Origin of the sequence: Streptomyces sp. NPDC101225 (genome assembly GCF_044767585.1) — a bacterium.
GTDB lineage: Bacteria > Actinomycetota > Actinomycetes > Streptomycetales > Streptomycetaceae > Streptomyces.
Map to the genome: position 1 here is coordinate 163,938 of NZ_JBIWOE010000016.1, position 26,241 is coordinate 190,178.

General features: G+C 71.1%; 24 protein-coding genes and 1 pseudogene. 14 read left to right on the forward strand and 11 right to left on the reverse strand.

Annotation, left to right across the window (positions count from 1 at the left end; all coding sequences use genetic code 11):
• The first annotated feature begins 39 nt into the window (after nucleotides 1-39).
• Together ACIRPX_RS23165 and ACIRPX_RS23170 are read left to right on the forward strand one after the other, a co-directional pair.
• The gene (locus tag ACIRPX_RS23165; RefSeq protein WP_404197636.1) at nucleotides 40-588 is read left to right on the forward strand and encodes a PadR family transcriptional regulator; all 549 of its coding nucleotides are present in this window, start codon (nucleotides 40-42) and stop codon (nucleotides 586-588) included.
• A 66-nt stretch (nucleotides 589-654) separates the two neighbouring features.
• Nucleotides 655-1,194, forward strand: coding sequence for a bacterial proteasome activator family protein (locus tag ACIRPX_RS23170; protein ID WP_404197639.1), 540 nt, complete (start codon nucleotides 655-657; stop codon nucleotides 1,192-1,194).
• A gap of 139 nt (nucleotides 1,195-1,333) precedes the next feature.
• Here ACIRPX_RS23170 and ACIRPX_RS23175 read toward each other — a convergent pair whose 3' ends face one another.
• Nucleotides 1,334-2,950 (reverse strand): protein kinase, encoded by a 1,617-nt coding sequence (locus ACIRPX_RS23175; protein ID WP_404197642.1) that lies wholly within the window; start codon nucleotides 2,948-2,950, stop codon nucleotides 1,334-1,336.
• Between the two features lie 334 nt (nucleotides 2,951-3,284).
• Between ACIRPX_RS23175 and ACIRPX_RS23180 the strand changes: the two genes are divergently transcribed.
• Nucleotides 3,285-4,862 carry a protein kinase gene (locus tag ACIRPX_RS23180; protein ID WP_404197645.1) on the forward strand — a complete coding sequence of 526 codons (1,578 nt, stop codon included), beginning with the start codon at nucleotides 3,285-3,287 and terminating at the stop codon, nucleotides 4,860-4,862.
• A 4-nt stretch (nucleotides 4,863-4,866) separates the two neighbouring features.
• On the opposite strand, the gene ACIRPX_RS23185 is transcribed toward ACIRPX_RS23180, so the two are convergent.
• The 3 genes from ACIRPX_RS23185 to ACIRPX_RS23195 form a co-directional block, all read right to left on the reverse strand.
• A complete protein-coding gene (locus tag ACIRPX_RS23185; RefSeq protein WP_404197648.1) occupies nucleotides 4,867-5,868 on the reverse strand; it encodes a phosphotransferase in 1,002 nt (333 codons plus the stop codon).
• A 92-nt stretch (nucleotides 5,869-5,960) separates the two neighbouring features.
• Nucleotides 5,961-6,383: a pyridoxamine 5'-phosphate oxidase family protein gene (locus tag ACIRPX_RS23190; protein ID WP_404197651.1), complete on the reverse strand. Its 423-nt coding sequence runs from the start codon at nucleotides 6,381-6,383 to the stop codon at nucleotides 5,961-5,963.
• A gap of 73 nt (nucleotides 6,384-6,456) precedes the next feature.
• Nucleotides 6,457-7,116 (reverse strand): response regulator, encoded by a 660-nt coding sequence (locus tag ACIRPX_RS23195; RefSeq protein WP_404197654.1) that lies wholly within the window; start codon nucleotides 7,114-7,116, stop codon nucleotides 6,457-6,459.
• Between the two features lie 343 nt (nucleotides 7,117-7,459).
• Here ACIRPX_RS23195 and pdhA point away from each other — a divergent pair, with 343 nt between their 5' ends.
• Genes pdhA through ACIRPX_RS23210 form a run of 3 tightly spaced genes read left to right on the forward strand, consistent with a single transcriptional unit; the run spans nucleotide 7,460 to nucleotide 11,056 of the window.
• Nucleotides 7,460-8,638, forward strand: a complete 1,179-nt coding sequence (gene pdhA, locus ACIRPX_RS23200; RefSeq protein WP_404197657.1) for a pyruvate dehydrogenase (acetyl-transferring) E1 component subunit alpha — start codon at nucleotides 7,460-7,462, stop codon at nucleotides 8,636-8,638.
• A 2-nt stretch (nucleotides 8,639-8,640) separates the two neighbouring features.
• Nucleotides 8,641-9,621, forward strand: coding sequence for an alpha-ketoacid dehydrogenase subunit beta (locus ACIRPX_RS23205; RefSeq protein ID WP_404197660.1), 981 nt, complete (start codon nucleotides 8,641-8,643; stop codon nucleotides 9,619-9,621).
• 10 nt (nucleotides 9,622-9,631) lie between these two features.
• Complete coding sequence (locus ACIRPX_RS23210) at nucleotides 9,632-11,056, forward strand: dihydrolipoamide acetyltransferase family protein (protein WP_404197662.1); 1,425 nt, start codon at nucleotides 9,632-9,634, stop codon at nucleotides 11,054-11,056.
• An 86-nt stretch (nucleotides 11,057-11,142) separates the two neighbouring features.
• Here the strand turns inward: ACIRPX_RS23210 and ACIRPX_RS23215 are convergent, their stop codons facing one another.
• Nucleotides 11,143-12,030, reverse strand: coding sequence for a D-alanyl-D-alanine carboxypeptidase family protein (locus tag ACIRPX_RS23215; RefSeq protein WP_404197665.1), 888 nt, complete (start codon nucleotides 12,028-12,030; stop codon nucleotides 11,143-11,145).
• Between the two features lie 216 nt (nucleotides 12,031-12,246).
• Between ACIRPX_RS23215 and ACIRPX_RS23220 the strand changes: the two genes are divergently transcribed.
• Both ACIRPX_RS23220 and ACIRPX_RS23225 read left to right on the forward strand, forming a co-directional pair.
• Nucleotides 12,247-12,909 (forward strand): GntR family transcriptional regulator, encoded by a 663-nt coding sequence (locus tag ACIRPX_RS23220; protein ID WP_404197668.1) that lies wholly within the window; start codon nucleotides 12,247-12,249, stop codon nucleotides 12,907-12,909.
• Nucleotides 12,906-14,222: a nitrate/nitrite transporter gene (locus tag ACIRPX_RS23225; protein ID WP_404197671.1), complete on the forward strand. Its 1,317-nt coding sequence runs from the start codon at nucleotides 12,906-12,908 to the stop codon at nucleotides 14,220-14,222. Before ACIRPX_RS23220 ends, ACIRPX_RS23225 begins: the two co-directional genes overlap by 4 nt.
• 171 nt (nucleotides 14,223-14,393) lie before the next feature.
• Here the strand turns inward: ACIRPX_RS23225 and ACIRPX_RS23230 are convergent, their stop codons facing one another.
• Complete coding sequence (locus tag ACIRPX_RS23230) at nucleotides 14,394-15,218, reverse strand: maleylpyruvate isomerase family mycothiol-dependent enzyme (RefSeq protein WP_404197674.1); 825 nt, start codon at nucleotides 15,216-15,218, stop codon at nucleotides 14,394-14,396.
• 182 nt (nucleotides 15,219-15,400) lie between these two features.
• Between ACIRPX_RS23230 and ACIRPX_RS23235 the strand changes: the two genes are divergently transcribed.
• Nucleotides 15,401-16,198 (forward strand): carbon-nitrogen family hydrolase, encoded by a 798-nt coding sequence (locus ACIRPX_RS23235; protein WP_404197677.1) that lies wholly within the window; start codon nucleotides 15,401-15,403, stop codon nucleotides 16,196-16,198.
• Nucleotides 16,199-16,292: 94 nt separating this feature from the next.
• On the opposite strand, the gene ACIRPX_RS23240 is transcribed toward ACIRPX_RS23235, so the two are convergent.
• Both ACIRPX_RS23240 and ACIRPX_RS23245 read right to left on the reverse strand, forming a co-directional pair.
• Nucleotides 16,293-16,784 carry an LURP-one-related/scramblase family protein gene (locus tag ACIRPX_RS23240; protein ID WP_404197680.1) on the reverse strand — a complete coding sequence of 164 codons (492 nt, stop codon included), beginning with the start codon at nucleotides 16,782-16,784 and terminating at the stop codon, nucleotides 16,293-16,295.
• Complete coding sequence (locus tag ACIRPX_RS23245) at nucleotides 16,781-17,842, reverse strand: helix-turn-helix domain-containing protein (protein ID WP_404197683.1); 1,062 nt, start codon at nucleotides 17,840-17,842, stop codon at nucleotides 16,781-16,783. The genes ACIRPX_RS23240 and ACIRPX_RS23245 overlap by 4 nt, the downstream gene beginning before the upstream one ends.
• Nucleotides 17,843-17,894: 52 nt before the next feature.
• Between ACIRPX_RS23245 and ACIRPX_RS23250 the strand changes: the two genes are divergently transcribed.
• Together ACIRPX_RS23250 and ACIRPX_RS23255 are read left to right on the forward strand one after the other, a co-directional pair.
• The gene (locus tag ACIRPX_RS23250; RefSeq protein ID WP_404197687.1) at nucleotides 17,895-18,287 is read left to right on the forward strand and encodes a cupin domain-containing protein; all 393 of its coding nucleotides are present in this window, start codon (nucleotides 17,895-17,897) and stop codon (nucleotides 18,285-18,287) included.
• Between the two features lie 191 nt (nucleotides 18,288-18,478).
• Nucleotides 18,479-20,305 carry an NHL domain-containing thioredoxin family protein gene (locus ACIRPX_RS23255; protein ID WP_404197690.1) on the forward strand — a complete coding sequence of 609 codons (1,827 nt, stop codon included), beginning with the start codon at nucleotides 18,479-18,481 and terminating at the stop codon, nucleotides 20,303-20,305.
• Here the strand turns inward: ACIRPX_RS23255 and ACIRPX_RS23260 are convergent.
• The 3 genes from ACIRPX_RS23260 to ACIRPX_RS23270 all read right to left on the reverse strand — a co-directional run bounded on the left by ACIRPX_RS23260 (nucleotide 20,293) and on the right by ACIRPX_RS23270 (nucleotide 23,935).
• A complete protein-coding gene (locus tag ACIRPX_RS23260; protein WP_404197693.1) occupies nucleotides 20,293-20,547 on the reverse strand; it encodes a DUF6458 family protein in 255 nt (84 codons plus the stop codon). The genes ACIRPX_RS23255 and ACIRPX_RS23260 overlap by 13 nt on opposite strands.
• Before the next feature lie 111 nt (nucleotides 20,548-20,658).
• Complete coding sequence (locus ACIRPX_RS23265; protein WP_404197695.1) at nucleotides 20,659-21,990, reverse strand: M18 family aminopeptidase; 1,332 nt, start codon at nucleotides 21,988-21,990, stop codon at nucleotides 20,659-20,661.
• A gap of 118 nt (nucleotides 21,991-22,108) precedes the next feature.
• A complete protein-coding gene (locus ACIRPX_RS23270) occupies nucleotides 22,109-23,935 on the reverse strand; it encodes an acyl-CoA dehydrogenase (RefSeq protein WP_404197698.1) in 1,827 nt (608 codons plus the stop codon).
• 156 nt (nucleotides 23,936-24,091) lie between these two features.
• Between ACIRPX_RS23270 and ACIRPX_RS23275 the strand changes: the two genes are divergently transcribed.
• From ACIRPX_RS23275 to ACIRPX_RS23285, 3 genes and pseudogenes are all read left to right on the forward strand, one after another.
• Nucleotides 24,092-24,559 (forward strand): SseB family protein, encoded by a 468-nt coding sequence (locus ACIRPX_RS23275; protein WP_384256189.1) that lies wholly within the window; start codon nucleotides 24,092-24,094, stop codon nucleotides 24,557-24,559.
• A gap of 107 nt (nucleotides 24,560-24,666) precedes the next feature.
• A pseudogene (locus ACIRPX_RS23280) lies at nucleotides 24,667-24,876 on the forward strand (pirin family protein); the annotation flags it as partial.
• A gap of 93 nt (nucleotides 24,877-24,969) precedes the next feature.
• On the forward strand, nucleotides 24,970-25,941 hold the full coding sequence (locus tag ACIRPX_RS23285; protein ID WP_404197701.1) for a pirin family protein: 972 nt from the start codon (nucleotides 24,970-24,972) through the stop codon (nucleotides 25,939-25,941).
• Nucleotides 25,942-26,241 lie beyond the last annotated feature (300 nt).

The following is a 26,241-nucleotide window of genomic DNA, read 5'->3' on the forward strand; positions in this document are numbered from 1 at the left end:
TGTTCCGCCAAAAATCCGAAGTCGCTGCACAATCCGGGTATGTCGATACGTCACGGACTGCTGGCGCTCCTCGAACAGGGCCCCCGCTACGGCTCACGGCTGCGTACCGAGTTCGAGGTGCGCACCGGTGGTACCTGGCCGCTGAACGTCGGACAGGTCTACACCACGCTCGGCCGGCTGGAGCGGGACGGGATGGTCGTCCGCGACGGCGAGGACGAGGCCGGCCGGGCGCTCTACACACTCACGGGGACGGGCCGGACCGAGCTGGCGGCCTGGTTCGCGCGACCCGTGGAGCGGGCCGGTCCGCCGCGCGACGAGCTGGCGATCAAGCTGGCGCTGGCGGTCGGCGCACCCGGCGTCGACGTGCGGGCGGTCGTCGAGACGCAGCGCCACCATGTGGCGGAGGCGCTGCACGAGTACGTGCGGCAGCGGGCACGGGCGCTCGCGCAGACGGCCGGCCACCCGGACGAGGTGGCGCGGCTGCTGGTCCTGGAGCAGATCATCTGTCATGCGGAGGCCGAGATCCGCTGGCTGGAGCACTGCGAGGCCCGGCTGCTGCGGCTGCGGACGGAAACTCCCGCACCGTAAACGGTGGATCACCACGTACGGGGGGCACCACGGTGATGAGATGCACGGGTGCGAGAGAATGGCGGCATGGAGATGCCGAGGAACGACAGGTCGCCGGAGAATCCCCAGATCCTGGTCGTGGGCCAGGACGGTATGGCGATTGGCGGCGGCACGGGCGAGGACTCCCGCGAGATTCCGGTGACGGAGCAGGTCGAGCAGCCGGCCAAGGTGATGCGGATCGGCAGCATGATCAAACAGCTCCTGGAGGAGGTGCGTGCGGCTCCCCTGGACGAGGCGAGCCGGGCCCGGCTGAAGGACATCCACCGCAGCTCGGTCAAGGAACTGGAGGACGGCCTGGCGCCGGAGCTGGTGGAGGAGCTGGAGCGGCTCTCCCTGCCCTTCACGGACGACGGCACCCCGAGCGACGCCGAACTGCGCATCGCGCAGGCCCAGTTGGTGGGCTGGCTGGAGGGCCTCTTCCACGGGATCCAGACCACGCTGTTCGCCCAGCAGATGGCCGCGCGGGCCCAGTTGGAGCAGATGCGGCGCGCGCTGCCGCCGGGTGTGGGCCCCGACGGCGCCGAGGACCGCCAGGCCGGCGGGCACTCGGGCGGACCGTACCTGTAGGACGCCGACCGTACGTCCGGGGAGCGGGCCGTACCTCTGGACGCGCACGCCCCTGGGAGCCCGACACCTCAGGGACCCGACGGGAAGGGCCCGGCGGCCTCGGCCGCCGGGCCCTTCCCTTTCCTGCGCGCCGCGCGGGTCAGGACGGCGGGTTGCCCGTAGAGACGCTGAGCTCGATCTGCGGCATGTTCTTCGGGTCGACGTCCGTGCGGGCGGAGGGGAACTGGTCGATGACCGTGCCCTCGCCGTACGTGTTCTCGTCCAGCTTCTTGGTCTTCAGGTGCCAGCCCGCGGCCTGCAGGCACTCCTTGACCGATCCGATGTACTTGAACCGGAAGTCGGGCAGCTGGATCTTGTCGGGGTCGTTGTACGACTCCTGCGGCTCCTTGCACTCGTTCACGTCGATCTTCTTCGACGTGTCGGGCCCGCGGTAGCCCGCCGCCTTCGTCGTCGAGGCGCTCGCGCTGCCGCCGCCGTCCTTGCTCTCGTCGCCGCTGCCGCCGCCGTTGAGCATCAGCGCGGCGATCAGGCCGCCGACGGCGATGATCGAGACGACGATCGAGCCGATGACCACCGGCTTGTTGTTCTTGCCGCCGCCGGCCGGGGACGGGGCGGGCTGGGGCGTCATGTTGTACGGCGGCGGGGTCGAGGGCTGCCCGTACGGGGACGGCGTCTGGTAGCCGCCCTGCTGCGGGTAGCCGTAGGCCGGGGACGGCGCGGACGGGGCGCCGTACGGGTTCGGGGTCGGCTGGTACGGCGTCTGCACGGGGCCCGTCGGCGCCGGGGTCGCCTGGTCGACCGGCGGGAAGACCGCGGAGCCGACGCCGGAGCCGGCCTGGGCGGGCGCACCCGGCACGATGCTCGGCGGGGCCGCCTGGAAGGACGCGGCCACGCGCAGGCACTCGTCGCGCATCGACTCGGAGCTCGGGAAACGCTCGTTGGGGTTCTTCTTCAGCGCGCGGGCGACCAGCGCGTCCACCGCCGGGGGCAGCGAACGGTTGATCGACGAGGGCGCGACCGGCTCCTCCTGCACATGCGCGTAGGCGATCGCCAGGGGGGAGTCCGCGTCGAACGGCAGCCGCCCGGTGACCAGTTGGAACAGCATGATGCCGACCGAGTAGAGGTCGGAGCGGGCGTCCACGCCCCGCCCGAGCGCCTGCTCCGGCGAGAGGTACTGGGGGGTGCCCACGACCATGCCGGTCTGCGTCATCGAGGTCACACCGGACTGCATGGCACGCGCGATGCCGAAGTCCATGACCTTGACCACGCCGCGCTTGGTCATCATGACGTTGCCCGGCTTGATGTCACGGTGGACCAGGCCCATCTCGTGGCTGATCTCCAGCGCGGCGAGCACGTCCGCGGTGATCTTCAGCGCCTTGTCGGCGGGCATCGCGCCGGACTGCCGTACGTCCTCGTCGAGCACCGCACCGAGCGGGCGGCCCTCGATGTACTCCATGACGATGTACGGCGTCGTCATGCCGTCGAGGCTGTCCTCGCCGGTGTCGAAGACCGAGACGATGTTGGTGTGCGTGAGCTTGGCCACGGCCTGGGCCTCACGGCGGAAGCGCTCGCGGAAGGCCTGTTCCCGCCCCAGGTCCGTGTGGAGCGTCTTGATCGCGACCTGGCGGTCGAGCACGCTGTCGTACGCGAGGTGGACCGAGGCCATGCCGCCTTCGCCGAGCAGATCGCGCAGCTGATAGCGGCCGCCGGCCAACGCCCGTCCCTGGTACCGGCCCTGTGCGCCGTCCTGGCTCATGTTCCGTTTCCCCCGTGGGCCGTCAGGCGCCGTTGACTGTCAGTGATCCAGAGTGCTATTCCCGGCCAAGTCTGCCCCAGGGCGGTGACACGTCAAGTTCGGTGCCCGATCCGTGACCGTACGCGAGACAAGCGTCGCGGGAGCGTTACAGAGGCCGTACGGGCGGTACACACAATTTGCACGGGAGTCCCGGATGACGGTTTGATGGCCGGTCCGTCCCGATCCGGTTCCGGCACTCTTCTCGGACCGGCGGCTTGCGTTGAGGCTGTAGCGTGGCCGACGGAGACCGTAACAACACCGCGCTCACCGCGGGCAGAAACGACGGCGAGGACTGATGGCACAGCAGCAGCGCGCCCAGGGCCCGTCCGACCCCGAGGCGACTGGCGGCGGCATGTCAGATGCGCCGGAGACGTGGGGCAACGGCGGGCTTGTCGGCGACGGCCGGTACCGGCTGACCCGCAGACTCGGCCGCGGCGGCATGGCAGAGGTGTTCGCCGCCGAGGACGTGCGTCTGGGGCGCACCGTCGCGGTCAAGCTGCTGCGCGCCGACCTCGCCGAGGACCCGGTCTCCAAGGCCCGGTTCACGCGCGAGGCCCAGTCCGTGGCCGGCCTCAACCACCACGCGATCGTCGCCGTGTACGACTCCGGCGAGGACTACGTGGGCGGCCAGGCGGTCCCGTACATCGTCATGGAGATCGTCGAAGGCCGCACCATCCGCGACCTGTTGATCAACGCCGAGGCGCCGGGCCCCGAGCAGGCCCTGATCATCGTCTCCGGTGTGCTGGAGGCGCTCGCCTACTCGCACCAGCACGGCATCGTGCACCGCGACATCAAGCCGGCGAACGTCATCATCACCGACACCGGCGCCGTCAAGGTGATGGACTTCGGCATCGCCCGCGCCCTGCACGGCGCGTCCACCACGATGACGCAGACCGGCATGGTCATGGGCACCCCCCAGTACCTCTCCCCGGAGCAGGCGCTCGGCAAGGCCGTCGACCACCGTTCCGACCTCTACGCGACGGGCTGCCTGCTCTACGAACTCCTCGCCCTGCGGCCCCCGTTCGTCGGCGAGACCCCGCTGTCGGTGGTCTACCAGCACGTCCAGGACGCGCCGGTGCCGCCGTCGCAGACCTCGGGCGGCGCGTCCCCGCCGGAGCTCGACGGCCTGGTCATGCGCTCCCTGGCGAAGGAGCCGGACGACCGCTTCCAGACCGCCGAGGAGATGCGCGGGCTCGTCCAGTACGGCCTGCAGATGCTCTACGACCAGGGCGGCCACACCGGCACCTGGAACACCGGCCCGGTCGCCGTGCACGAGGGCCGGCACACGCCCGCCGGGGGCTTCGCCGGCACCCAGGTGCTGCCGCACCCCGGAGACGCCTCCGGGACCGCGCAGATCCCGCAGCAGGGCATGATCGGCGGCTACGGCGGGCCGGACGACGGCGGCTTCGAGGGGCACGGCAACCGGGGCAGCGGCCGCGGAAAGCTGTGGATCCTCGCCGTGCTCGCGGTGATCGCCATCGCGGCGGGCGTCGCGCTGGCCCTGAACAACGGCGGCGGCGGAGGCGGCGGCACGGGCACCACCAAGTCGCCCAGCGCCGAGCAGTCCACGAAGGACGACTCGGCCAGCCGGACGCCCAGCTCCGAGCCGAGCGACGACCCGACGGACACCTCCACGGACGACAACTCCACGCGCGGCGGCTCGGGGGACTACACGCCCTCGTACACGCCGTCGTACACGCCGTCCCAGAGCGCCACGGACGAGCCCACGGACGAGCCGACGGACCAGCCGACGTCCTCGAAGCCGACGGCGCAGCCGACGCAGACGCAGACCGACCCGACGGGCGATCCGACGGGTGACCCGACGGACGGCGGCGCCGGCAACGGCGGCGGGACCCAGGGCAGCGGCGGCTGACGGCTCAGTCCACGAACGCCCCGCACACCGCGTCGTACTCCCGCGTCCACCACACCGCCAGGGCGGAGGCGGCCGGGAACTGGGGGTCGGCGCGGGTGTCGCCGCGTTCGTAGTGCCAGCGCAGCATCCAGAAGTCGTTGAGGCGCTCCCACCACACGCGGTGCACGGCCGCCGCGAGCTCGGAGGGCGTGGCGCCCGCCGCCCGCCGGTACGCACGCGCGTAGGCGCGCACCTTGGGCAGGTCGAGGGCCCCGGCGGGCCGTACGAAGAAGATCGCGGCGGCACGCACGGCCTCCTCCGCGCGCGGGCGGAGGCCCAGCCGGTCCCAGTCGACGATCGCGGCGGGCGCGTCACCCTGGTAGAGCAGGTTGAACGGGTGGAAGTCGCCGTGCACCCAGCCCACCGGACTCCCGCACGGAGGACGCCGGTCGGCGTGCTGTTCCAGCAGCGTGCGCCGTTCCAGCAGGCGGTGGCGGGCCAGTTCGTCGAAGGAGTCGGCGGGGCGGTGCCTGCCCACCCGGCCGAGCAGGTCGTCGATGAGGGTGAAGGTGTCGGCGGGGTCGGCGGCCGCGGGCGCGGTGCGGGCACGCGCGTGTGCCGGCATCACGCGCTCCAGGCTCGCGTGCACCACCCCCAGCAGCGCGCCGAGCCGGCCGCACTGCGCGGGGGTGAGCTGCCCGCCGTGCCGGTGCCGCCCCTCGACCCAGGGGTGCAGCGCGTAGGCGTGCCCGCCGACGACGGCGACGGTACGGCCGTCCCGGCCGGGCAGCGGGGGCGCGACCGGCACGCCGAGGTCGGCCAGACGCTGGGTGGCGCGGTGCTGGCGGGCGATGGCGGCCGGATCGGCGGTCTCGGGGTCGAAGTGGTGCTTGAGGAAGTAGCGGCCGCGCGTGGTGCACAGCCGGTAGCCCCGGTTGAGCAGGCCCTGGTCGACGGGCTCGCAGGCGACGGCGGAACCGGCGGTGTACTGGCGCAGCACGTCGCCCAGCGGGGGCGCGTGAGGCACGGGGGGTGGTACGGAGGAGCGCGGCACGCGCCAGATGGTAGGGCACGAGCCGGGCCCGTGAACTGGGCGTTGTCACAGGCAGTCGCAATCGGTCACAGCATGTGCGCGAAATGGCGTTCCAGGCCGTCGTCGGCCGAGTGCACGCTCCCGAACTGCGGCTCGATGCGCAGATGGACGGGTTCGTAGGGCACTCCGTCCACCGTCCGGGGCGCCGCCCCGAACCGCTCGGACTCGGCGGCCGTCGGCTCGTGGTCCGCGCACGCGCCGACGATCTGGACGGACCACAGGCCCTCGCCCGGCCGCGCCGAGCTCAGGTTGTCGGAGCCGTAGGCGACGACGCTGCCGACGCAGGCCCGGTGGCAGCCGCAGCTGCGGGGCAGCCGCAGCAGCACCCGGCCGTCCTGGACGACGTGCCGGGCGAAGGCCAGGAAGGGCAGGGCGCGCACGCTGGTGGCGATGTGGCCGTGGCCGGTGCGGGCGAGCAGGTCGACGGCGAGCCGTGCGTCGGAGTGCATGGACTCACTGTGCGTGCGGGAGGCGGGTGGCAACAGGGACGTAAGTCCCCATTTGCTCGCCATCCGATCACTCTCAGTGCTTTTCCGCCTGCATGCGTGCCACGTACGCGGCCGCCTGGGAGCGCCGCTGCATCCCGAGTTTGGACAGCAGGCCGGACACGTAGTTCTTGATCGTCTTCTCGGCCAGGTGCAGCTGCTCGCCGATCTGGCGGTTGGTGAGACCCTCGCCGATCAGGTCGAGGATCCTGCGCTCCTGGCCGGTGAGGTGGGCGAGCCGGTCGTCCTCCCGGGGGCCGCCCCCGCCGCGCAGCCGCTCCAGCACGCGCGCGGTGGCCACCGGGTCGAGCAGGGACCTCCCGGCCGCCACGTCCCGCACGGCCGTCAGCAGTTCGGTCCCTCGGATGGCCTTGAGGACGTAGCCGGAGGCGCCCGCCATGATCGCGTCGAACAGCGCCTCGTCGTCGGCGTACGAGGTGAGCATCAGGCACCGCACGGACGCGTCCCGGGAGCGGACGTCCCGGCACACCTCGACGCCGCTGCCGTCCGGGAGCCGTACGTCGAGCACCGCGACGTCGGGCCGGGTGGCCGGAATGCGCGCCAGCGCCTCGGCGGCCGTACCCGCCTCGCCGACCACCTCGATGTCGTCCTCGCCCGCCAGCAACTCGTGCACGCCACGCCGGACCACTTCGTGATCGTCGAGGAGGAATACCCGGATTTTTCCATCTTCGCGCACAATGCGCAGTCTCACACAGGGGAAGGAGGGCCGCCCGAGGGGGACTCTTCCCGTGAGCTGGGTCACCGGGATAACGTGCCGTTGTTCCGGCCCCCTGCAAGGCTGTGACCAGGACTTGTTCCAGGCTTTCGCGATTTACTTGGAAATCCAAGCAAAATCGCAGGTCAGGAGGGGTTTCACAGAATTGTGGAGCACTGGGTAACGTGCCTTCTGCAGGGCGCTCGCCGGGGCACCTGTCACGCCTGTCCCCGACCGGGCCGCACCCACCCTGTGCGTCTGGGGGAAAGGTGAGCCGCACTGGCACCCGGCGAACCCGGGTAGCCGGACCGACGGAGGAGCACACGTGACCGTGGAGAGCACTGCCGCGCGCAAACCGCGACGCAGCGCCGGAACCAAGAGCACGGCCGGCAAGCGCACGACCGCAAAGAACGCGCCCGGCACCGACCCCGAACTCGTACAGCTGCTGACGCCCGAGGGCGAGCGGCTGAAGAACGCCGAGTACGACAAGTACGTCGCCGGCATCACCCCCGACGAGCTCCGCGGCCTGTACCGCGACATGGTGCTCACCCGGCGCTTCGACGCCGAGGCCACCGCGCTGCAGCGCCAGGGCGAGCTGGGCCTGTGGGCCTCGCTGCTGGGCCAGGAGGCCGCCCAGATCGGCTCCGGCCGGGCCACCCGCGTGGACGACTACGTCTTCCCGACCTACCGCGAGCACGGCGTCGCCTGGTGCCGCGGGGTCGACCCCACCAACCTGCTGGGCATGTTCCGCGGCGTGAACAACGGCGGCTGGGACCCCAACGGCAACAACTTCCACCTCTACACCATCGTCATCGGCTCCCAGACGCTGCACGCGACGGGCTATGCGATGGGCGTGGCCAAGGACGGCGCGGACAGCGCGGTGATCGCCTACTTCGGCGACGGCGCCTCCAGCCAGGGCGACGTCGCGGAGTCCTTCACCTTCTCCGCGGTCTACAACGCCCCGGTGGTGTTCTTCTGCCAGAACAACCAGTGGGCGATCTCCGAGCCCACCGAGAAGCAGACCCGCGTCCCGCTCTACCAGCGCGCGCAGGGCTACGGCTTCCCGGGCGTGCGGGTGGACGGCAACGACGTGCTGGCCTGCCTCGCGGTCACCCGGTGGGCGCTGGAGCGGGCCCGTGGCGGCGAGGGCCCGACGCTCGTCGAGGCGTACACCTACCGCATGGGGGCGCACACCACCTCCGACGACCCGACGAAGTACCGGGCCGACGAGGAGCGCGAGGCCTGGGAGGCGAAGGACCCGATCCTGCGCCTGCGCCGGTACCTGGAGTCCGCAAACCACGCGGACGAGGGATTCTTCGCGGAACTCGAGGCCGAGAGCGAAGCGTTGGGCAAGCGAGTGCGTGAGGCGGTCCGCGCCATGCCGGACCCGGACCACTTCGCCATCTTCGAGAACGTGTACGCGGACGGGCACGCGCTCGTCGACGAGGAGCGCGCCCAGTTCGCCGCCTACCAGGCGTCGTTCACGGACGCAGAGGGGGTCTGACCATGGCGGCGGAGAAGCTGGCTCTGGCCAAGGCGATCAACGAGTCGCTGCGGCGTGCCCTGGAGACCGACCCCAAGGTCCTCGTCATGGGCGAGGACGTCGGCAAGCTCGGCGGTGTCTTCCGGGTGACGGACGGCCTGCAGAAGGACTTCGGCGAGAGCCGGGTGATCGACACCCCACTGGCCGAGTCCGGCATCGTCGGCACCGCGATCGGCCTGGCCCTGCGCGGCTACCGCCCGGTCGTGGAGATCCAGTTCGACGGTTTCGTCTTCCCGGCCTACGACCAGATCGTCACCCAGCTCGCGAAGATGCACGCGCGCTCGCTGGGCAAGGTCAAGCTCCCGGTCGTCGTCCGCATCCCCTACGGCGGCGGCATCGGCGCGGTCGAGCACCACTCCGAGTCCCCGGAGTCGCTGTTCGCGCACGTGGCGGGCCTGAAGGTCGTCTCGCCGTCCAACGCCTCGGACGCCTACTGGATGATGCAGCAGGCCATCCAGAGCGACGACCCGGTGATCTTCTTCGAGCCGAAGCGGCGCTACTGGGACAAGGCCGAGGTCAACACCGAGGCGATCCCGGGGCCGCTGCACAAGGCGCGGATCGTCCGCCCGGGCACCGACCTCACCCTCGCCGCGTACGGCCCCATGGTGAAGCTCTGCCAGGAGGTGGCCGACGCGGCCGCCGAGGAGGGCAAGTCCCTGGAGGTCCTGGACCTGCGGTCGGTGTCCCCGCTGGACTTCGACTCCCTCCAGGCCTCGGTGGAGAGGACGCGCCGCCTGGTCGTGGTCCACGAGGCGCCGGTGTTCTTCGGCTCGGGCGCGGAGATCGCCGCCCGGATCACGGAGCGCTGCTTCTACCACCTGGAGGCCCCGGTGCTCCGGGTCGGCGGCTACCACGCCCCGTACCCGCCGGCCCGCCTGGAGGAGGAGTACCTGCCGGGCCTGGACCGGGTGCTCGACGCCGTCGACCGCGCCCTGGCGTACTGAGGAGAGGGTCGTGACGACGATGACGGAAGCGTCCGTACGCGAGTTCAGGATGCCGGACGTGGGCGAGGGCCTCACCGAGGCCGAGATCCTCAAGTGGTTCGTCCAGCCCGGTGACACGGTCACCGACGGCCAGGTGGTCTGCGAGGTCGAGACGGCGAAGGCGGCGGTCGAACTGCCCATCCCGTACGACGGGGTGGTCCGTGGCCTGCACTTCCCCGAGGGCACCACGGTGGACGTGGGCACGGCGATCATCGCGGTGGACGTGTCCGGCTCGGCGGCCGCCGAGCCGGAGCCCGAGGAGACGGCCCCGGAGGTCCCGGACGCCCCCCGGGAGGCGGCGCCCGAGGGCTCGGGCCGCCAGCCGGTCCTGGTGGGCTACGGCGTGGCGGCGTCGTCCACCAAGCGCCGCCCGCGCAAGGGCCCCGAGGTCGAGGTCGCCCAGGCCTCCACGGCGATCCAGTCGGAGCTGAACGGCCACGGTCCGGCCGGCGCACCCGCCGCCCCCCTGGCGGAGACCGCCGAGAAGCCGCGCCCGCTGGCCAAGCCGCCGGTGCGCAAGCTGGCGAAGGACCTGGGCGTCGACCTGGCGACGGTCATCCCGTCCGGCCCGGACGGCGTCATCACGCGCGAGGACGTGCACGCCGCGCTCGCTCCGGCCCAGGCCCCGCAGCCCGTGGTGGAGGCCCCCGCGGCCCCCGTCCCCGCCGCGGCACCCGCGCCGGCCTACGACGCGGCCCGTGAGACGCGCATCCCGATCAAGGGGGTGCGCAAGGCCACGGCCCAGGCCATGATCGGCTCGGCGTTCACGGCACCGCACGTCACGGAGTTCGTGACGGTGGACGTGACCCGCACGATGAAGCTGGTCGAGGAGCTCAAGCAGGACAAGGAGTTCGCGGGCCTGCGGGTGAACCCGCTCCTGCTGATCGCCAAGGCGCTGCTGGTCGCGATCCGGCGCAATCCGGACGTCAACGCCTCCTGGGACGAGGCGGCGCAGGAGATCGTGGTCAAGCACTACGTCAACCTGGGCATCGCGGCGGCCACCCCGCGTGGCCTGATCGTCCCGAACATCAAGGACGCGCACGCCCAGACCCTGCCGCAACTGGCCGGGTCACTCGGCGAACTGGTGTCCACCGCGCGCGAGGGCAAGACGTCCCCGGGCGCGATGCAGGGCGGCACGGTCACCATCACGAACGTCGGCGTCTTCGGCGTCGACACCGGGACGCCCATCCTCAACCCCGGCGAGTCCGCGATCCTCGCGGTCGGCGCGATCAAGCTCCAGCCGTGGGTCCACAAGGGCAAGGTGAAGCCCCGTCAGGTCACCACCCTGGCACTGAGCTTCGACCACCGTCTGGTCGACGGTGAGCTGGGCTCCAAGGTCCTGGCCGACGTGGCGGCGGTCCTGGAGCAGCCGAAGCGGCTGATGACCTGGTCGTGACGGTCCGGCAGAGCGCCGGCTGAGCCGGGAAGGGCCCCGTCGCCGACGGCGACGGGGCCCTGTGTGTCCTGCGTGCCGCAAGGGCGTCAGATCTTGGCGAAGCCGTAGCTCATGAGCTTCTTCGCGTCCGACTCGCGCCGGGCGATGGACGAGGAGGCGAGGACGGTGCCGATGACCGTCTTGCCGCCGCGGGTGGCGGCGAAGACGAGGCAGTACTTCGCCTCGGGGCCGGAGCCCGTCTTCACGCCGATCGTGCCGCTGTAGCTGCTGAGCAGCCCGTTGGTGTTCTTCCACGTGGCCATCGTGCGGGTGCTGCCCGTCTTGGTGACGGTCTTCGCCCGGTACGACTTCGTCTTGACGATCGTGCGGAACATGGAGTTCTTCATCGCGCTGCTGGCGATCTTCGTCAGGTCGCGCGGCGTCGAGTAGTTGTGCCCGTTCCCTATGCCGTCGAACGAGTCGAAGTGGGTGTTCTTCAGGCCCAGGTTCTTCGCGGCGGTGTTCATCTTGCCGATGAACGACTTCACCCGGGCGGCCCGCGTCGAGCCCGCGCCGAACTTGTCCGCGAGCGCGTAGGCGGCGTCGCAGCCGGACGGCAGCATCAGGCCGTACAGGAGCTGGCGGACCGTCACCTTGTCGCCGACGATCAGGTGCGCCTGGGAGGCGTTCCTGGAGACGACGTAGTCGCTGTACGCCTTCTGGATCGTCACCTTGGAGTCGAGGTTCAGGTGCGACGCCGAGAGCACGACCTTCGCGGTCATGATCTTGGTGGTCGAACCGGTGGAGCGCTTGGTGTCCGCCGCCTTGGTGTAGAGCGTCTTGGCGTTGGAGTTGTTCATCACGAAGCCGCCCTTGGCCGCAATGGAGGGCTTCGTGACCGCCTGTGCGGGCGCGGCGGCCAGGGCGCCGGTCGCGAGCACCGCGCCCGCGGTGACGCTGACCGCTGCGGCTCTGCGCAGGCGGCGACCCTTCATGCCGATATTGGCACTAATCAACTGAGATACCCCGATTACGTTGAATGCCCCTGATGTGCGGCCAAGTTGAAGGGAAATGCAGTCGAGCCGCACGTGTGTGACACGTAAGTAGCACAGAAGGTTGTGTTCTTGCTGGGGCGGATTATCTCCGACGGAGGGCCGTCCGGATGATGGACGGGATCCTTCATGCGTACGTGTTGTATCTATGCTGTCCGCATGAGCGCCTCGGGGACCCTGACCAGCAAGCGGCCACCGGCCGCCGATCGTGTGTACGCCCACGTCAAGCAGGGCGTCCTGGAGCGCCGCTACGAGGGCGGCACCCTGCTGACCGAGGGCGAACTCGCCGACGCCGTGGGGGTGTCGCGCACCCCGGTGCGCGAGGCGCTGCTGCGCCTGGAGGTGGAAGGGCTGATCAGGCTCTACCCGAAGAAGGGAGCCCTGGTCCTGCCCGTGTCCGCGCAGGAGATCGCGGACGTGGTCGAGACCCGGCTGCTGGTCGAGGAGCACGCGGCGCGCAAGGCCGTGCCCGCCCCCGCGGGGCTGGTGGAACGGCTCGAGGAACTGCTGGCGAAACAGCGCGAACAGGTAGCCGCGGGCGACCTCGCCGCGGCCGCCGTGACCGACCGCTGCTTCCACGCCGAGATCGTCCGCAGCGGCGGCAACGAGATCCTCTCCCGGCTCTACGACCAGCTGCGCGACCGCCAGTTGCGGATGGGCGTCGCCGTCATGCACTCCCACCCCGACCGGGTCGCCAAGACCCTCGCCGAGCACGCGGAGATCCTCGAGGCGCTGCGCTCCGGGGACGTGGGGGCGGCGGTCGACGTCGTCCACCGGCACGTCAGCTGGTTCTCGCACCTGGCGCGGGGTGAGGTCCGATGAGCTCCACCTCCTCCTCGTCCCCGGCCGTCGCCCTGCCGGGTGATCCGCCGGGCGGCCGCCGCGCGACGGCCGTGTGGAGCATCGGCGTCTCCGTCTACTTCGTCGCCGTGATCTTCCGTACGTCCCTCGGGGTCGCGGGCCTCGACGCCGCCGACCGCTTCCACGTCAACGCCTCGGCCCTGTCCACGTTCTCGATCCTCCAGCTGCTGGTCTACGCCGGCATGCAGATACCCGTCGGCCTGCTGGTGGACCGGCTCGGCACCAAGAAGGTGCTGACCATCGGGGTGGTGCTGTTCACGGCGGGCCAGCTCGGCTTCGCCTTCTCCCCCTCCTACGGCATGGCCCTCGCCTCGCGCGCGCTGCTCGGCTGCGGCGACGCGCTGACCTTCATCAGCGTGCTGCGGCTGGGCACCCGCTGGTTCCCGGCCCGCCGCGGGCCGATGATCGCGCAGCTCGCGGGCCTGGTCGGCATGGCGGGCAACCTGGTCTCCACCCTGGTGCTGTCCCGGCTGCTGCACGGCCTGGGATGGACGGCCGCCTTCGCGGGCAGCGCGCTCGCCGGCGTCGTCGTCCTCGTCCTGCTCCTGCTGTTCCTGAAGGACCACCCCGAGGGCCACGAGCCGGAGCCGCTGCCGCATCAGGGCGCCCTGTACGTACGGCGGCAGATCGCCGCCTCCTGGCGGGAGCCGGGGACCCGCCTCGGGCTCTGGGTGCACTTCACGACCCAGTTCCCGGCGATGGTGTTCCTGCTGCTGTGGGGCATGCCGTTCCTGGTCCAGGCGCAGGGCCTGTCCCGCGCCACGGCCGGCGAACTGCTGACGCTGGTCGTCCTGTCGAACATGGTCGTGGGCCTCGTCTACGGCCAGGTCATCGCCCGGCACCACGTGGCGCGGCTGCCGCTGGCGCTCGGGACCGTGGCGGCGACGGCGACGGTGTGGGCGGCGGCCCTCGCCTACCCGGCCGACACGGCGCCGATGTGGCTGCTGATCGTGCTGTGCACGGTGCTCGGCGCCTGCGGCCCGGCGTCGATGATCGGCTTCGACTTCGCGCGGCCCGCCAACCCGGCCGAGCGTCAGGGGACGGCCTCCGGGATCACCAACATGGGGGGTTTCGTCGCGTCGATGACCACCCTGTTCGCGATCGGCGTCCTGCTCGACGCCACCGGCGACGACTACACCATCGCCTTCTCCGCGGTGTTCGTGCTCCAGGCGCTCGGGGTCAGCCAGATCCTGCGGCTGCGCAGAAGGGTCGCCCGACGCGAGCGGGAACGGCTGGTGGCGAGCCGGGTGGAGACGGTGCACGTGCCGGTGTGAGGCGGGGCCGTACACCGCGACCGGCTCCGCGCGGCGCGGGTGCCGCTCCGTCCCGGCGGGTGACGGCCACCGGGAAGGCGGCCGTCACCCGCCGCCCGGCGCCGGTGCCGTCCGCGGCCGCCCGGTGAGGACCGGTGAGGACCGGTGAGGACCGCTGAGCCGGACCGCTCCCTACGAGGTCACCGAGATGTTCCGGAGGATCGCCGACGTCAGCTCCGCGTCGCCCTCCGTCTTCACCCGGTCCGCCACGGCCTCCGGCGCCACCCGGCCGCAGGCCAGCCGGAAGAAGGTCTCCCAGTCCAGGGTGAGGGTGGCGGCGGGGCCGAGCGCGGGTGCGGTCTCCAGGGTGCCCCGGCCCTGGATGTCGACGCGGATGGTGCGCAGGAACTCGATCGGGCCGTGCACGTCGAAGACGATCGCCGAACTGCGCGGTGCGGACGCCATGTCGGCGACGACCTCCGGCAGCTTGGCGAGGAGCACGTCCCGGGCGATGTGCGCGCCGGGGGAGTCGAGGTTGCCCGGGCGCCCGAGCGCGGCACGCAGGTCCTGTTCGTGCACCCACACGTCGAAGGCGTGCTTGCGCATGGACTCCTCGAGCGTGGTCTCGGCGCCGAGCGGGCCGCGCACCTTGGTGCCGGGGTCCCTGTTCTCGTTCCGCAGCTGGCGGTTGCGGCGGATGATCACGTACTCCAGCTCGGAGGTCATCTCCGGTGCCGTGTGGTGGCGGCGGACGTCGACCTGGATCTCCGTGTAGCGCTGCTGGTCGTTGGTGACGTGGTACAGGTCGCGTGGCAGCGTGTGGATGGGGCGCGGGTCGCCGAGCATCTCGCAGTCGAGGCCGATGACATGGGAGACCACGTCACGGACGGACCAGCCCGGGCACGGCGTTCGCCTGTTCCACTCTCCCTCCGCAAGCGGCCCCACCAGTTCGGATATCGCTTCGATGGAGTGGGTCCAGGCGTCGGCGTAGGGCTGGAGGGTGGGATGCAGACTCACGGAACGGGACCCCTCGGCGGTCGGTACACGGGCGGTTGGTGGCAGCGTTGCCAGCGGGAGGTGGCTGCACTCGGCGGGTGTCTTAAGGCGCTAAGTTACGCTGCCCTGAGGCACCCCGGCAGTGCTTTCGTGTGACGATCGTAGGCCCGTGTGGACGGCTCGAATGCCAGGACGGTGGTAGTGTGCGCGCCTCTCTGTTCCAGATCGACGTGAACGAGGGCGAATCGGTCGATTCACGCCGACGGCGCGTGGCGTCGCTGGTGGGTGAACAGGCCGGAGCCGACCTGGTCGTCCTGCCGGAGCTGTGGACCACGGGCGCCTTCGCCTACCAGGCGTTCGCCGACGAGGCCGAACCGCTGCGGGGCCCGACCCACGAAGCGATGGCGAAGGCCGCGAGCGACGCGGGCGTGTGGCTGCACGCGGGCTCGATCCCCGAACGTGACCCCGAGGGCACCCTCTACAACACCTCCCTCCTCTTCTCCCCCACCGGCGATCTCGCCGCCGCCTACCGCAAGATCCACCGCTTCGGCTTCGACAAGGGCGAGGCCGTGCTGATGGGCGCGGGCCGGGATCTGGTGACGGTCCGTCTGCCCGGCACCACACTGGGCCTCGCGACCTGCTACGACCTCCGCTTCCCCGAGCTCTTCCGCGGTCTCGTCGACGCCGGCGCCGAGACCCTCGTCGTCCCGGCGGGCTGGCCGGAGCGCCGCCGGTCGCACTGGACGCTGCTGGCCCAGGCGCGGGCGGTCGAGAACCAGGCGTTCGTGCTCGCCTGCGGAACGGCCGGGACCCATGCGGGAGTTCCGCAGGCGGGTCACTCGATCGTGGTGGATCCCTGGGGCGAGGTGCTGGCCCGGGCGGGCGCCGGCGAGGAGGTCCTCACGGTGGAGTTCGAGCCCGGAAAGGTCGCGACGACCCGGGAGCAGTTCCCCGCCCTCAAGGACCGCATGCTCGGCCTGGAGCCGCCGCGCCGCCGCTAGGGGGTGTTGCGACATGGGCCCAGGGCCCGGGACCCAGGGCCCAGGGCCCGGGACCCAGGGCCCAGGGCCCGCAGGGCGGGCCCGGTCCCGCTCCTCAGTCCTCCCGTTCCTTCTCCGCCAGGTGGATCACGCACACCGCCACGGCGATCAGCAGCGCCGGGTCCGCGTCGTCGCGCACCACGTCGACGCCGTAGGTCTCCCGGACGCGCAGCCACCGCCGGGAGATCACGGCGAGCAGTTCGCCGTCGTACTCGACGGCGAACTCCCGGTCGAGGATCTTGCCGCTGACGTCGAGCTCGGTACCGTCGGCCAGCGCGACCCGGTAGTGGTTGCGCAGCAGCGACAGGCGCTTGCGCCGGATGGTCGCCAGGGCCTCGCCCTCGCGCTCGATCACCATCGTGTCGCGCAGGGCGAACATCTTCTGGTGGATGTCGATCAGGACGCGCCCGCGCGTGTCCTTGATCTCGAAGGTGTCCCTGAGGCGCATGGCCTTGCCGTCGACGAGGAACACCTTGTTGCCGTGCTCGTCCTCGATCCAGTAGTCGTCACCGAAGCCGAGGAGCCGGTCGCGTACGAGGAATCTCATACCGTCACCGCTTCCCCGGCGGCCGGTCCGAAACGCCGCCGGTAGGCCGACGGGCTGAGTCCGGTGCCGGCCCGCACGCGCGCGCGGAGGTTCGCCGCGGTCCCCAGGCCGCTCTGCGCCGCCACCACGTCCAGCCGCTCCTCCCCGCGCTCGATCAGCCGGCAGGCGAGCGCCACCCGCTCCCCCGTCAGCCAGGCCAGCGGGGTCGTGCCCAGCTCACTCCTGAAGCGGCGGTGCAGGGTCGCGGGGGAGACGGCCGCGCGGGCCGCCAGCTCCGCCACCGTCAGCGGCTCCCCCAGCCGCTCCTGCGCCCACGCCAGCAGGGGAGCGAGCGACTCCTCGGGCACCTCGGGCACCGGCCGTTCCACGAACTGCCGCTGCCCGCCGTCCCGGTGGGCGGCGAAGACCAGACGCCGGGACACGGCGTTGGCGACCTCCGCGCCGTGGTCCTGCCGTACGACGTGCAGACCGAGGTCGAGCGCGGCCGCGCTGCCCGCGGCGGTCAGCACCCGGCCCTCGTCGACGAAGAGCACGTCGGGCTCCAGCAGGACCTTCGGATGCAGCTCGTGGAAGGTCCGGGCCCACATCCAGTGGGTGGTGGCCCGGCGTCCGTCGAGCAGCCCGGCCTCGGCGAGCGCGAAGGTGCCGGTGCACAGGCTCATGACGCGCGCCCCACGCGCGTGGGTGCGCCGGACGGCCTCCAGGACGGCCGCGCCGCGGGGCACGACGTTGTCCGGCCGGCCGGGCACGACGAGGGTGTCCGCGTCGTCCACGGCGTCCAGGCCCGCCACCCCCGTCAGGGTGAAGAAGCCGTGGTTCATGCGCACCTCGCGCGTGGGCGCGCACAGCGTCACCTCGTACAGCGGTGCGGGCAGTCCGAGCTCCGGCCGCGGCAGCCCGAAGATCTCGGTCGCCACGCCCACCTCGAAGGGGTTGGTGCCCTCGTCGACGATCACGGCGACCCGGTGCGGCGGCCTGTGCCGCGTCCGGGCGCCTCGGGTCCGGGCGCCTCGGGTCCGGGCGCCTCGGGTCCGGGGTTGCGAGGATCCTTGCGGCATGTGCGATTTCTAGCACTCGCGCCGGCGCCGGGCCACCGCGGACGATGGGGCCATGACCGACGAACCCGTCTTCCTGGACCGGGCCCTGGCCTCCTTCACCGAGCAGTGGAGCCCCCGCATCGTCACCACCGTCAACGACTACGACGTCCGCGTCGCCAAGGTCGAGGGCGAGCACCTCTGGCACGTCCACGACCACACCGACGAGTTCTTCCTGGTGCTCTCGGGCGAACTGCACATCTCCCTGCGCGAACCGGCCGGCGAGCGCACGGTCGTCCTGCCGCGCGGCGCGGTCTTCACCGTCCCCCGCGGCACCGAGCACAAGCCGTACGCGAGCGTGCCCACCGAGATCCTGCTGCTCGAACCCACCGGCACCTCCACGGTCGGCGACCGGCACGACGAGGTTCCCGGGCACGTGGACGCGACCACCGGGCACGCCCTGCGCTGACGGGCCCGGAAGCGGGCGCCGGTCCGGCTGCCGGCGCCGGGCCGTCCGTGCCGTGCCGGGCCGTCCGTGCCGTGCCGGGCCGTCCGTGCCGTGCCGTCCGTGCCGTGCCGTGCCGTGCCGTCCGTGCCGTGCCGTCCGTGCCGTGCGCCGCTGCCGGGCCGTTTGTCGGTGCCGGGTGGCACCCTTGATCCATGACCGACTCCCCTCGCCGCCGCGTCCGGGTACGCGCCCCCGAGCTGACCGGCAAGGGCGGCTGGATCAACACGGGTGACCAGGACCTCGGGCTGAGCCGGCTTCGCGGGCGCATCGTCGTCGTCGATTTCTGGACGTTCTGCTGCGTCAACTGCCTGCACGTCCTGGACGAGCTGCGTGAGCTGGAGGAGAAGCACGCGGACACCGTCGTGGTGATCGGTGTGCACTCGCCGAAGTTCGCGCACGAGACGGAGCACGCGGCGGTGGTCGACGCCGTCGAGCGGTACGGGGTGGCGCACCCGGTGCTCGACGACCCGGAGCTCGCGACCTGGAAGCAGTACGCGGTGCGCGCGTGGCCGACGCTCGTGGTGATCGACCCCGAGGGGTACGTCGTCGCGCAGCACGCCGGTGAGGGCCATGTGCACGCCATCGAGAGCCTGGTGACGGAACTGGAGGCCGAGCACGCGGCGAAGGGCACGCTGCGGCGGGGTGACGGGCCGTACGTCGCACCGGAGCCGCGGCCGACCACCCTGCGCTTCCCCGGCAAGGCGCTCGTGCTGCCCTCCGGGAACTTCCTGGTGAGCGACACCACCCGCCATCGGCTGGTGGAGCTGGCGGCGGACGGGGAGAGCGTCGTCCGGCGGATCGGATCCGGCACGCGTGGATTCACGGACGGCCCGGCCCCTTCGGCCGCGTTCAGCGAGCCGCAGGGACTCGCCCTGCTCGACGAGGGAGCGGTCGTCGTCGCCGACACCGTCAACCACGCCCTGCGGCGGCTCGACCTCGCCTCCGGCGAGGTCACCACCCTGGCGGGCACGGGCCGGCCGTGGCGGCGGGGTTCACCCACCTCCGGCCCGGCCCGTGAGATCGACCTGTCCTCCCCGTGGGACGTGGCCCTCTTCGGCGGCAGGGTCTGGATCGCCATGGCGGGCGTGCACCAGCTGTGGGCCTACGACCCACGGGCGCGGACGGTCGCCGTCACGGCGGGCACGACGAACGAGGGGCTCGTGGACGGCCCCGCCGCCGAAGCCTGGTTCGCGCAGCCCTCCGGGCTCGCCGCCACCGCCGACCGCCTCTGGCTCGCCGACTCCGAGACGTCCTCGCTGCGCTGGGTGGACCTCGACGGCGGCGTGCACACCGCCGTCGGCACCGGGCTGTTCGACTTCGGGCACCGCGACGGCGCCGCGGAGCAGGCCCTGTTGCAGCACCCTCTCGGCGTCACCGCGCTGCCCGACGGCTCGGTCGCCGTCAGCGACACCTACAACCACGCCCTGCGCCGCTTCGACCCGGCGACCGGCGAGGTCACCACCCTGGCCACGGACCTGCGGGAGCCGAGCGACGCGGTTCTCGCCGGCGAGGACATCGTGGTGGTCGAGTCGGCCCGGCACCGGCTGACCCGGCTGCGGCTGCCGGAGGAGGCCGTCAAGGTGGCCTCCTCCGCCCGCCGCACCCGGCGGGCCGCCACCGACGTCGCCCCCGGCGGCCTGGAGCTGGACGTGATCTTCCAGGTACCGGCGGGCCAGAGACCCGACACCCGGTACGGCCCCTCGACCCGTCTGCTGGTCTCCGCCACCCCGCCGGAGCTGTTGCGCGCGGGTGCGGGCGCGGGCACCGGCCTCAGCCGCCGCCTGGAGTTCGATCCCGGGGTCGGCGAGGGCGTCCTGCACGTCTCCGCGACGGCGGCCTCGTGCGACGACGGCGACTCCGCCGCGTACCCGGCCTGCCGTGTCCACCAGCAGGAGTGGGGCCTTCCGGTCCGCCTCGCGGATGGGGGAGCGGACCGCCTGCCGCTGGTCCTCGCCGGGATGGACGATCAGACGCCGTAGCCGTCGCTGTAGCCGTTCCGGTGATGGTGGTGGTGGCCCTCCTCCTCCACCACCGGCGTCGCCGGCGGCACCACCACGCGCCGCCGGCGCGCGATGCTGCTGAAGGTGGTGACGCCGATCAGCCCGACGATCATGAGGATGATGCCGACCAGGTCGAGGTTGACCCCCTTCATGTGCCAGTCGGTCGCGAAGGTGAGTATCGCTCCCGCGGCGATGAGGACGATGCATCCGCCCAGGCCCATGAGTGTCGCCTTCCTGTCCGGTCCGGTTGGTTCCGGACGTTCGGTCAACTCCGGGTACCCGGAGGTCCGCTGGTCATGCGGAGGCGACCGCTCACGTCGGCCCGGCGCGGCTCACATCACGTCGGGCGCGCCCTCCAGGAAGGCCACCAGGGCGTTCGCCAGCAGGTGCGGGTCGTCCGCCCCGCACAGCTCGCGGGCGCTGTGCATCGACAGGATCGCCACGCCGATGTCGACCGTCCTGATGCCGTGCCGGGCCGCGGTGATCGGGCCGATCGTGGTGCCGCACGGCATGGAGTTGTTGGAGACGAACGACTGGAAGGGGACCTTCGCCCGCTCACAGGCCGCGGCGAAGACCGCGCGGCCGGAACCGTCGGTGGCGTAGCGGTTGTTGACGTTGACCTTGAGGATCGGTCCGCCGTTGACCCGCGGGTGGTGCGTCGGGTCGTGCCGCTCGGCGTAGTTGGGGTGGACCGCGTGGCCGGTGTCCGACGACAGGCACACCGTGCCCGCGAAGGCTCTCGCCCGGTCCTCGAAGGTCCCGCCGCGCGCGAACACCGAACGCTCCAGCACGCTGCCGAGCAGCGGCCCGTCCGCGCCGGTGTCCGACTGCGAGCCGTTCTCCTCGTGGTCGAAGGCGGCGAGCACGGGGATGTAGGGCAGGTCGTGCCCGGCGACCCCCGCCAGGGCGGCCACGCCCGCGTGGACCGAGAGCAGGTTGTCCATGCGCGGCCCCGCGACCAGCTCCTTGTCCCGGCCCAGGTAGGACGGCGCCTCCACGGAGTGCGTCATCAGGTCCCAGCCGGTGACCTGGCCGGCGTCGAGCCCGGACTCCTCCTCCAGGAAGGCGATCAGATCGCCCTCGCGCACGTCGTCGCCCAGCCCCCAGATCGGCAGCATGTGGCGCTGCTTGTCGAGCTTGAGGCCCTCCGCCGACACCGAGCGGTCCAGGTGGATGGCGAGCTGGGGAACCCTCAGCAGCGGCCGGTCCACGTTGACCAGGCGCGTCGACCCGTCCCGCAGGGTGAGCCGGCCCGCGAGGCCCAGGTCGCGGTCGAGCCAGGAGTTCAGCAGCGGCCCGCCGTAGATCTCCACCGCCACCTGGCGCCAGCCGTGCGCGCCGGTGTCCGGCTGCGGCTTGACCCGCAGGTTCGGCGAGTCGGTGTGCGCGCCGACGATGCGGAACGGCGTGTGGGGCGCCGCGCCCTCGGGGACGTACCAGGCCACGATCGCGCCGCCGCGCAGCACGTACCTGCCGCCGCTGCCCGAGGCGGAGACCGCCGACGCGTCCGAGTCCCAGGCATCCGTCTCCACGACCTGCCGGAACCCGGCCTTCTCCAGCCGCTCGGCGGCACTCGCCACCGCGTGGTAGGGCGACGGGCTCGCCGCGAGGAAGGACATCAGGTCGTCGGTGTGGCCGCGGTCGAAGCGGGGGGGTTCGCTCATGGGGTTCACCTTAACGACGTACGAGGGCCCACTCCTCGTCCCGGGAGCGGGCCCTCGTGAGGGCGATATGAAATTCTGGCTACCCAGACCCGGGCGGCCGGAACCCGTGCCGGGTGTGCTAGAACGCGGCCTCGTCCAGCTCCATCAGGTCCAGCGCGACACCCTCGGCGAGCTTGCGCGCGCCGGTGACGCCGGGCAGGACGTTCGCCGCGAAGAACTTCGCCGCGGCGATCTTGCCCTGGTAGAACGCCTTGTCCTTGCCGGCCGCCGTCGGGAGCTTCTCGGCGGCGATCGCGGCCCCCTTCAGCAGCAGGTGGCCGACGACCACGTCACCGGAGGCCATGAGCAGGCGGGTGGTGTTCAGGCCCACCTTGTAGATGTTCTTGACGTCCTGCTCGGTGGCCGCGAGGTCGGTCAGCATCAGGCCGACGATGGCCTCCAGTTCGACGGCGGCCTTCGCCAGGTGCTCGCGGGCGCCCGCCAGGTCCTCGCCGCCCTCGCCGAGCGCCAGGAACTTCTTGATGTCCTCGGCGAGCGAGTTCAGCGCGGCGCCCTGGTTGCGGACGATCTTCCGGAAGAAGAAGTCCTGGCCCTGGATGGCGGTGGTGCCCTCGTACAGGGTGTCGATCTTGGCGTCGCGGATGTACTGCTCGATCGGGTACTCCTGCAGGAAGCCGGAGCCGCCGAAGGTCTGCAGCGACTGGGCGAGCTGCTCGTAGCCCTTCTCGGAGCCGTAGCCCTTCACGATCGGCAGGAGCAGGTCGTTGAGCGCGTGCTCGGCCTTGGCGTCCTCGCCGGCCGCCTCCTTGACCTGGATGTCGTCCTGGATCGAGGCGGTGTACATGACCAGGGCGCGCATGCCCTCGGCGTACGCCTTCTGCGTCATCAGCGAGCGGCGGACGTCCGGGTGGTGCGTGACGGTGACCTTGGGCGCGGTCTTGTCCATGAAGTTCGCGAGGTCGGGGCCCTGGACGCGCTCCTTGGCGTACTCAAGGGCGTTGAGGTAGCCCGTCGAGAGGGTGGAGATGGCCTTCGTGCCGACCATCATCCGCGCGAACTCGATGATCCGGAACATCTGCCGGATGCCGTCGTGCTTGTCGCCGATCAGCCAGCCCTTGGCGGGGTGCTGGTCGCCGAAGGTCATCTCACAGGTGTTGGAGGCCTTCAGGCCCATCTTGTGCTCGACGTTGGTGGCGTAGACGCCGTTGCGCTCGCCCAGCTCGCCGGTCTCGAAGTCGAAGAGGTACTTCGGCACGAGGAAGAGGGACAGGCCCTTGGTGCCGGGGCCGGCGCCCTCGGGCCGCGCCAGCACGTAGTGGAGGATGTTCTCCTCCATGTCGTGCTCGCCGGAGGTGATGAAGCGCTTGACGCCCTCGATGTGCCAGGAGCCGTCCTCCTGCTGCACGGCCTTGGTCCGCCCGGCACCCACGTCCGAACCGGCGTCCGGCTCGGTCAGCACCATGGTGGAGCCCCAGGTCTTCTCCACGGCGATCTTGGCGATGTGCTTCTGCACGTCGTTGCCCTCGTCGAAGAGGATGCCGGCGAAGGCCGGGCCGGAGGCGTACATCCACACGGCCGGGTTCGAGCCGAGCACCAGCTCCGCGTACGCCCAGATCAGGGAGCGCGGGGAGGTGGTGCCGCCGATCTCCTCGGGCAGGCCCAGGCGCCAGTACTCCGAGTCCATGAAGGCCTGGTAGCTCTTGCGGAACGTCTCGGGGACCGGGGCGGTGTTCGTCTCCGGGTCGAAGACCGGCGGGGTGCGGTCGGCGTCCGCGAAGGATTCGGCCAGCTCGTTCTCCGCGAGACGGGTCAGCTCCTCCAGGATGCTCTTCGCGGTCTCGGTGTCCATCTCGGCGAACGGTCCGGAGCCGTACACCTTGTCCCGTCCGAGGACTTCGAACAGGTTGAACTCGATGTCGCGGAGATTCGACTTGTAGTGCCCCATGGCGACGGCTCCGTTGAGAGATATCGGCGAGGCACTGGTTGTGGATCCTCGCGCTGCTTCTAGTTCACGTACCAACAAGTAGCTACGATGATGCTACCCGTCGGTAATAAGAAGCAACCCCGAATGGGTCATCTGTGACTCAGTACTCTTGCGCTCATGTACGGCTACGACCAGAACGTGGGTGCGGGTGCTCAGCAGCAGTACGCCCAGGCGCCGCCGGGCCCGGGCGGTTACGGGCAGCAGCCACCGCTGTATCCCGAGCCGTCCCCGCCGTCGCTCGCCGACGCGGTACGGGCCTTCACCACCGGCCAGTTGTCCGCGGAGGACTTCCAGCAGGTCTTCGCCACGTCGAAGGTCTACTGCCCGCGCGGCGACAACCCCGGATTCCTCGCGCTGCACAACACCCAGCAGCCGGTCATCCCGATGTTCACCTCCCTCAAGGAGCTGCGCCGGTACGCCGGCAAGGAGTCCAAGTACTTCGTGATCACCGGGGCCGAGGTCATCGACCTGCTCCCCACCGGCTACGGCTTCGTCCTCGACATGGAGGGTGAGCACCGGATGGTCTTCGACGCGAAGGCCGTGGAGCAGATGGTCGAGTTCGCCATGCGCAGGATGTACGGCTGACACCCACCCAAGGGAGCCCGGAGGGAATGCCCTCCGGGCTCCCTCTGTTGTGGGTGGCAGAAAGTTCAATGCTCAACTAAACTGGCCGCACACAAGGAGGTACCGACATGCCTGCAGTGACCGTCGAGAACCCGCTGACGCTGCCGCGCGTGGCCGCGTCGGCGGATGCCGTGGCACGTCCCGTGCTCGCCGTCACGACCGCGCCGAGCGGTTTCGAGGGCGAGGGCTTCCCGGTGCGCCGGGCGTTCGCCGGGATCAACTACAAGTACCTCGACCCGTTCATCATGATGGACCAGATGGGCGAGGTGGAGTACGCGCCGGGCGAGCCCGAGGACTCTACCAGTTGGGGGATTATCTCGACGGATGCTCGCTGACCTGCGGAAACTTCCACCTAGAGGAGAGTCGGACCCATGCCTGCTGTAACTGTCGAGAACCCGCTGACCCTGCCGCGCGTGGCCGCGTCGGCGGATGCCGTGGCGCGTCCCGTGCTGGCCGTTACGACCGCGCCGAGCGGCTTCGAAGGTGAGGGTTTCCCCGTCCGTCGGGCGTTCGCGGGGATCAACTATCGCCACCTGGATCCGTTCATCATGATGGATCAGATGGGTGAGGTTGAGTATCAGCCTGGGGAGCCGAAAGGGACCCCGTGGCACCCGCACCGCGGCTTCGAGACCGTCACCTACATCATCGACGGGATCTTCGACCACCAGGATTCCAACGGTGGTGGCGGCACCATCACCAATGGCGACACGCAGTGGATGACGGCGGGCGCGGGCCTGCTGCACATCGAGGCGCCGCCGGAGCACCTGGTCACGTCCGGCGGCCTCTTCCACGGCCTCCAGCTGTGGGTGAACCTCCCCGCCAAGGACAAGATGATGCCTCCGCGCTACCAGGACATCCGCGGCGGCAACGTTCAGCTGCTGACCACGCCCGACGGCGGCGCGCTGCTCCGTGTCATCGCCGGTGAGCTGGACGGCCACGCCGGTCCCGGCATCACGCACACCCCGATCACGATGATCCACGCGACGGTGGCGCCGGGTGCGGAGGTCACGCTGCCGTGGCGGGAGGACTTCAATGGGCTGGCGTACGTGCTGGCGGGCAAGGGCTCGGTCGGTGCCGAGCGCCGTCCGATCCACCTCGGCCAGACGGCGGTCTTCGGCACCGGCGGTTCGCTGACCGTCCGCGCGGACGAGAAGCAGGACTCGCACACGCCGGACCTGGAGGTCGTCCTCCTTGGCGGGCAGCCGATCCGTGAGCCCATGGCTCACTACGGCCCGTTCGTCATGAACACCAGGGAAGAGCTTCAGCAGGCGTTCGAGGACTTCCAGAAGGGCCGGCTGGGGACGATCCCCGCTGTGCACGGGATGTCTGAGGGCGGACTGTAGGGCTCGCTGAAGCTACATGCGGACGAGCCCAGCCCGGACAGGGAAGGGCTCGCTCCGCGCTGGCTGCCGCCTTCTCGATCTCCTAGTAATTGGCCGGGACGGTGACCTGCGGGGATCTTTCCTGTGGGTCGCTGACCTGGTCTTTTGGTGATTGGTGGCGATGGGGTGCGACGGTCTTGAGCGGGTGTCTTGCGGATCGGGCGCGGGGGGGTGCCTCTATGTCTTTCGTCAAGCGAGGCGTGGGGTTCGGGGTTCGTAGAAGGTGCCGTCGCGGAGCATCGCGAACAGCACGTTGATCCG

Bases quoted from the DNA above. Each gene is read 5' to 3' on its own strand.
- ACIRPX_RS23165 (WP_404197636.1), top strand. From the start codon at position 40: ATGTCGATACGTCACGGACTGCTGGCGCTCCTCGAACAGGGCCCCCGC.
- ACIRPX_RS23170 (WP_404197639.1), top strand. From the start codon at position 655: ATGGAGATGCCGAGGAACGACAGGTCGCCGGAGAATCCCCAGATCCTG.
- ACIRPX_RS23175 (WP_404197642.1), bottom strand. From the start codon at position 2,950: ATGAGCCAGGACGGCGCACAGGGCCGGTACCAGGGACGGGCGTTGGCC.
- ACIRPX_RS23180 (WP_404197645.1), top strand. From the start codon at position 3,285: ATGGCACAGCAGCAGCGCGCCCAGGGCCCGTCCGACCCCGAGGCGACT.
- ACIRPX_RS23190 (WP_404197651.1), bottom strand. From the start codon at position 6,383: ATGCACTCCGACGCACGGCTCGCCGTCGACCTGCTCGCCCGCACCGGC.
- ACIRPX_RS23205 (WP_404197660.1), top strand. From the start codon at position 8,641: ATGGCGGCGGAGAAGCTGGCTCTGGCCAAGGCGATCAACGAGTCGCTG.
- ACIRPX_RS23215 (WP_404197665.1), bottom strand. From the start codon at position 12,030: ATGAAGGGTCGCCGCCTGCGCAGAGCCGCAGCGGTCAGCGTCACCGCG.
- ACIRPX_RS23220 (WP_404197668.1), top strand. From the start codon at position 12,247: ATGAGCGCCTCGGGGACCCTGACCAGCAAGCGGCCACCGGCCGCCGAT.
- ACIRPX_RS23225 (WP_404197671.1), top strand. From the start codon at position 12,906: ATGAGCTCCACCTCCTCCTCGTCCCCGGCCGTCGCCCTGCCGGGTGAT.
- ACIRPX_RS23240 (WP_404197680.1), bottom strand. From the start codon at position 16,784: ATGAGATTCCTCGTACGCGACCGGCTCCTCGGCTTCGGTGACGACTAC.
- ACIRPX_RS23245 (WP_404197683.1), bottom strand. From the start codon at position 17,842: ATGCCGCAAGGATCCTCGCAACCCCGGACCCGAGGCGCCCGGACCCGA.
- ACIRPX_RS23250 (WP_404197687.1), top strand. From the start codon at position 17,895: ATGACCGACGAACCCGTCTTCCTGGACCGGGCCCTGGCCTCCTTCACC.
- ACIRPX_RS23255 (WP_404197690.1), top strand. From the start codon at position 18,479: ATGACCGACTCCCCTCGCCGCCGCGTCCGGGTACGCGCCCCCGAGCTG.
- ACIRPX_RS23260 (WP_404197693.1), bottom strand. From the start codon at position 20,547: ATGGGCCTGGGCGGATGCATCGTCCTCATCGCCGCGGGAGCGATACTC.
- ACIRPX_RS23265 (WP_404197695.1), bottom strand. From the start codon at position 21,990: ATGAGCGAACCCCCCCGCTTCGACCGCGGCCACACCGACGACCTGATG.
- ACIRPX_RS23270 (WP_404197698.1), bottom strand. From the start codon at position 23,935: ATGGGGCACTACAAGTCGAATCTCCGCGACATCGAGTTCAACCTGTTC.
- ACIRPX_RS23275 (WP_384256189.1), top strand. From the start codon at position 24,092: ATGTACGGCTACGACCAGAACGTGGGTGCGGGTGCTCAGCAGCAGTAC.
- ACIRPX_RS23285 (WP_404197701.1), top strand. From the start codon at position 24,970: ATGCCTGCTGTAACTGTCGAGAACCCGCTGACCCTGCCGCGCGTGGCC.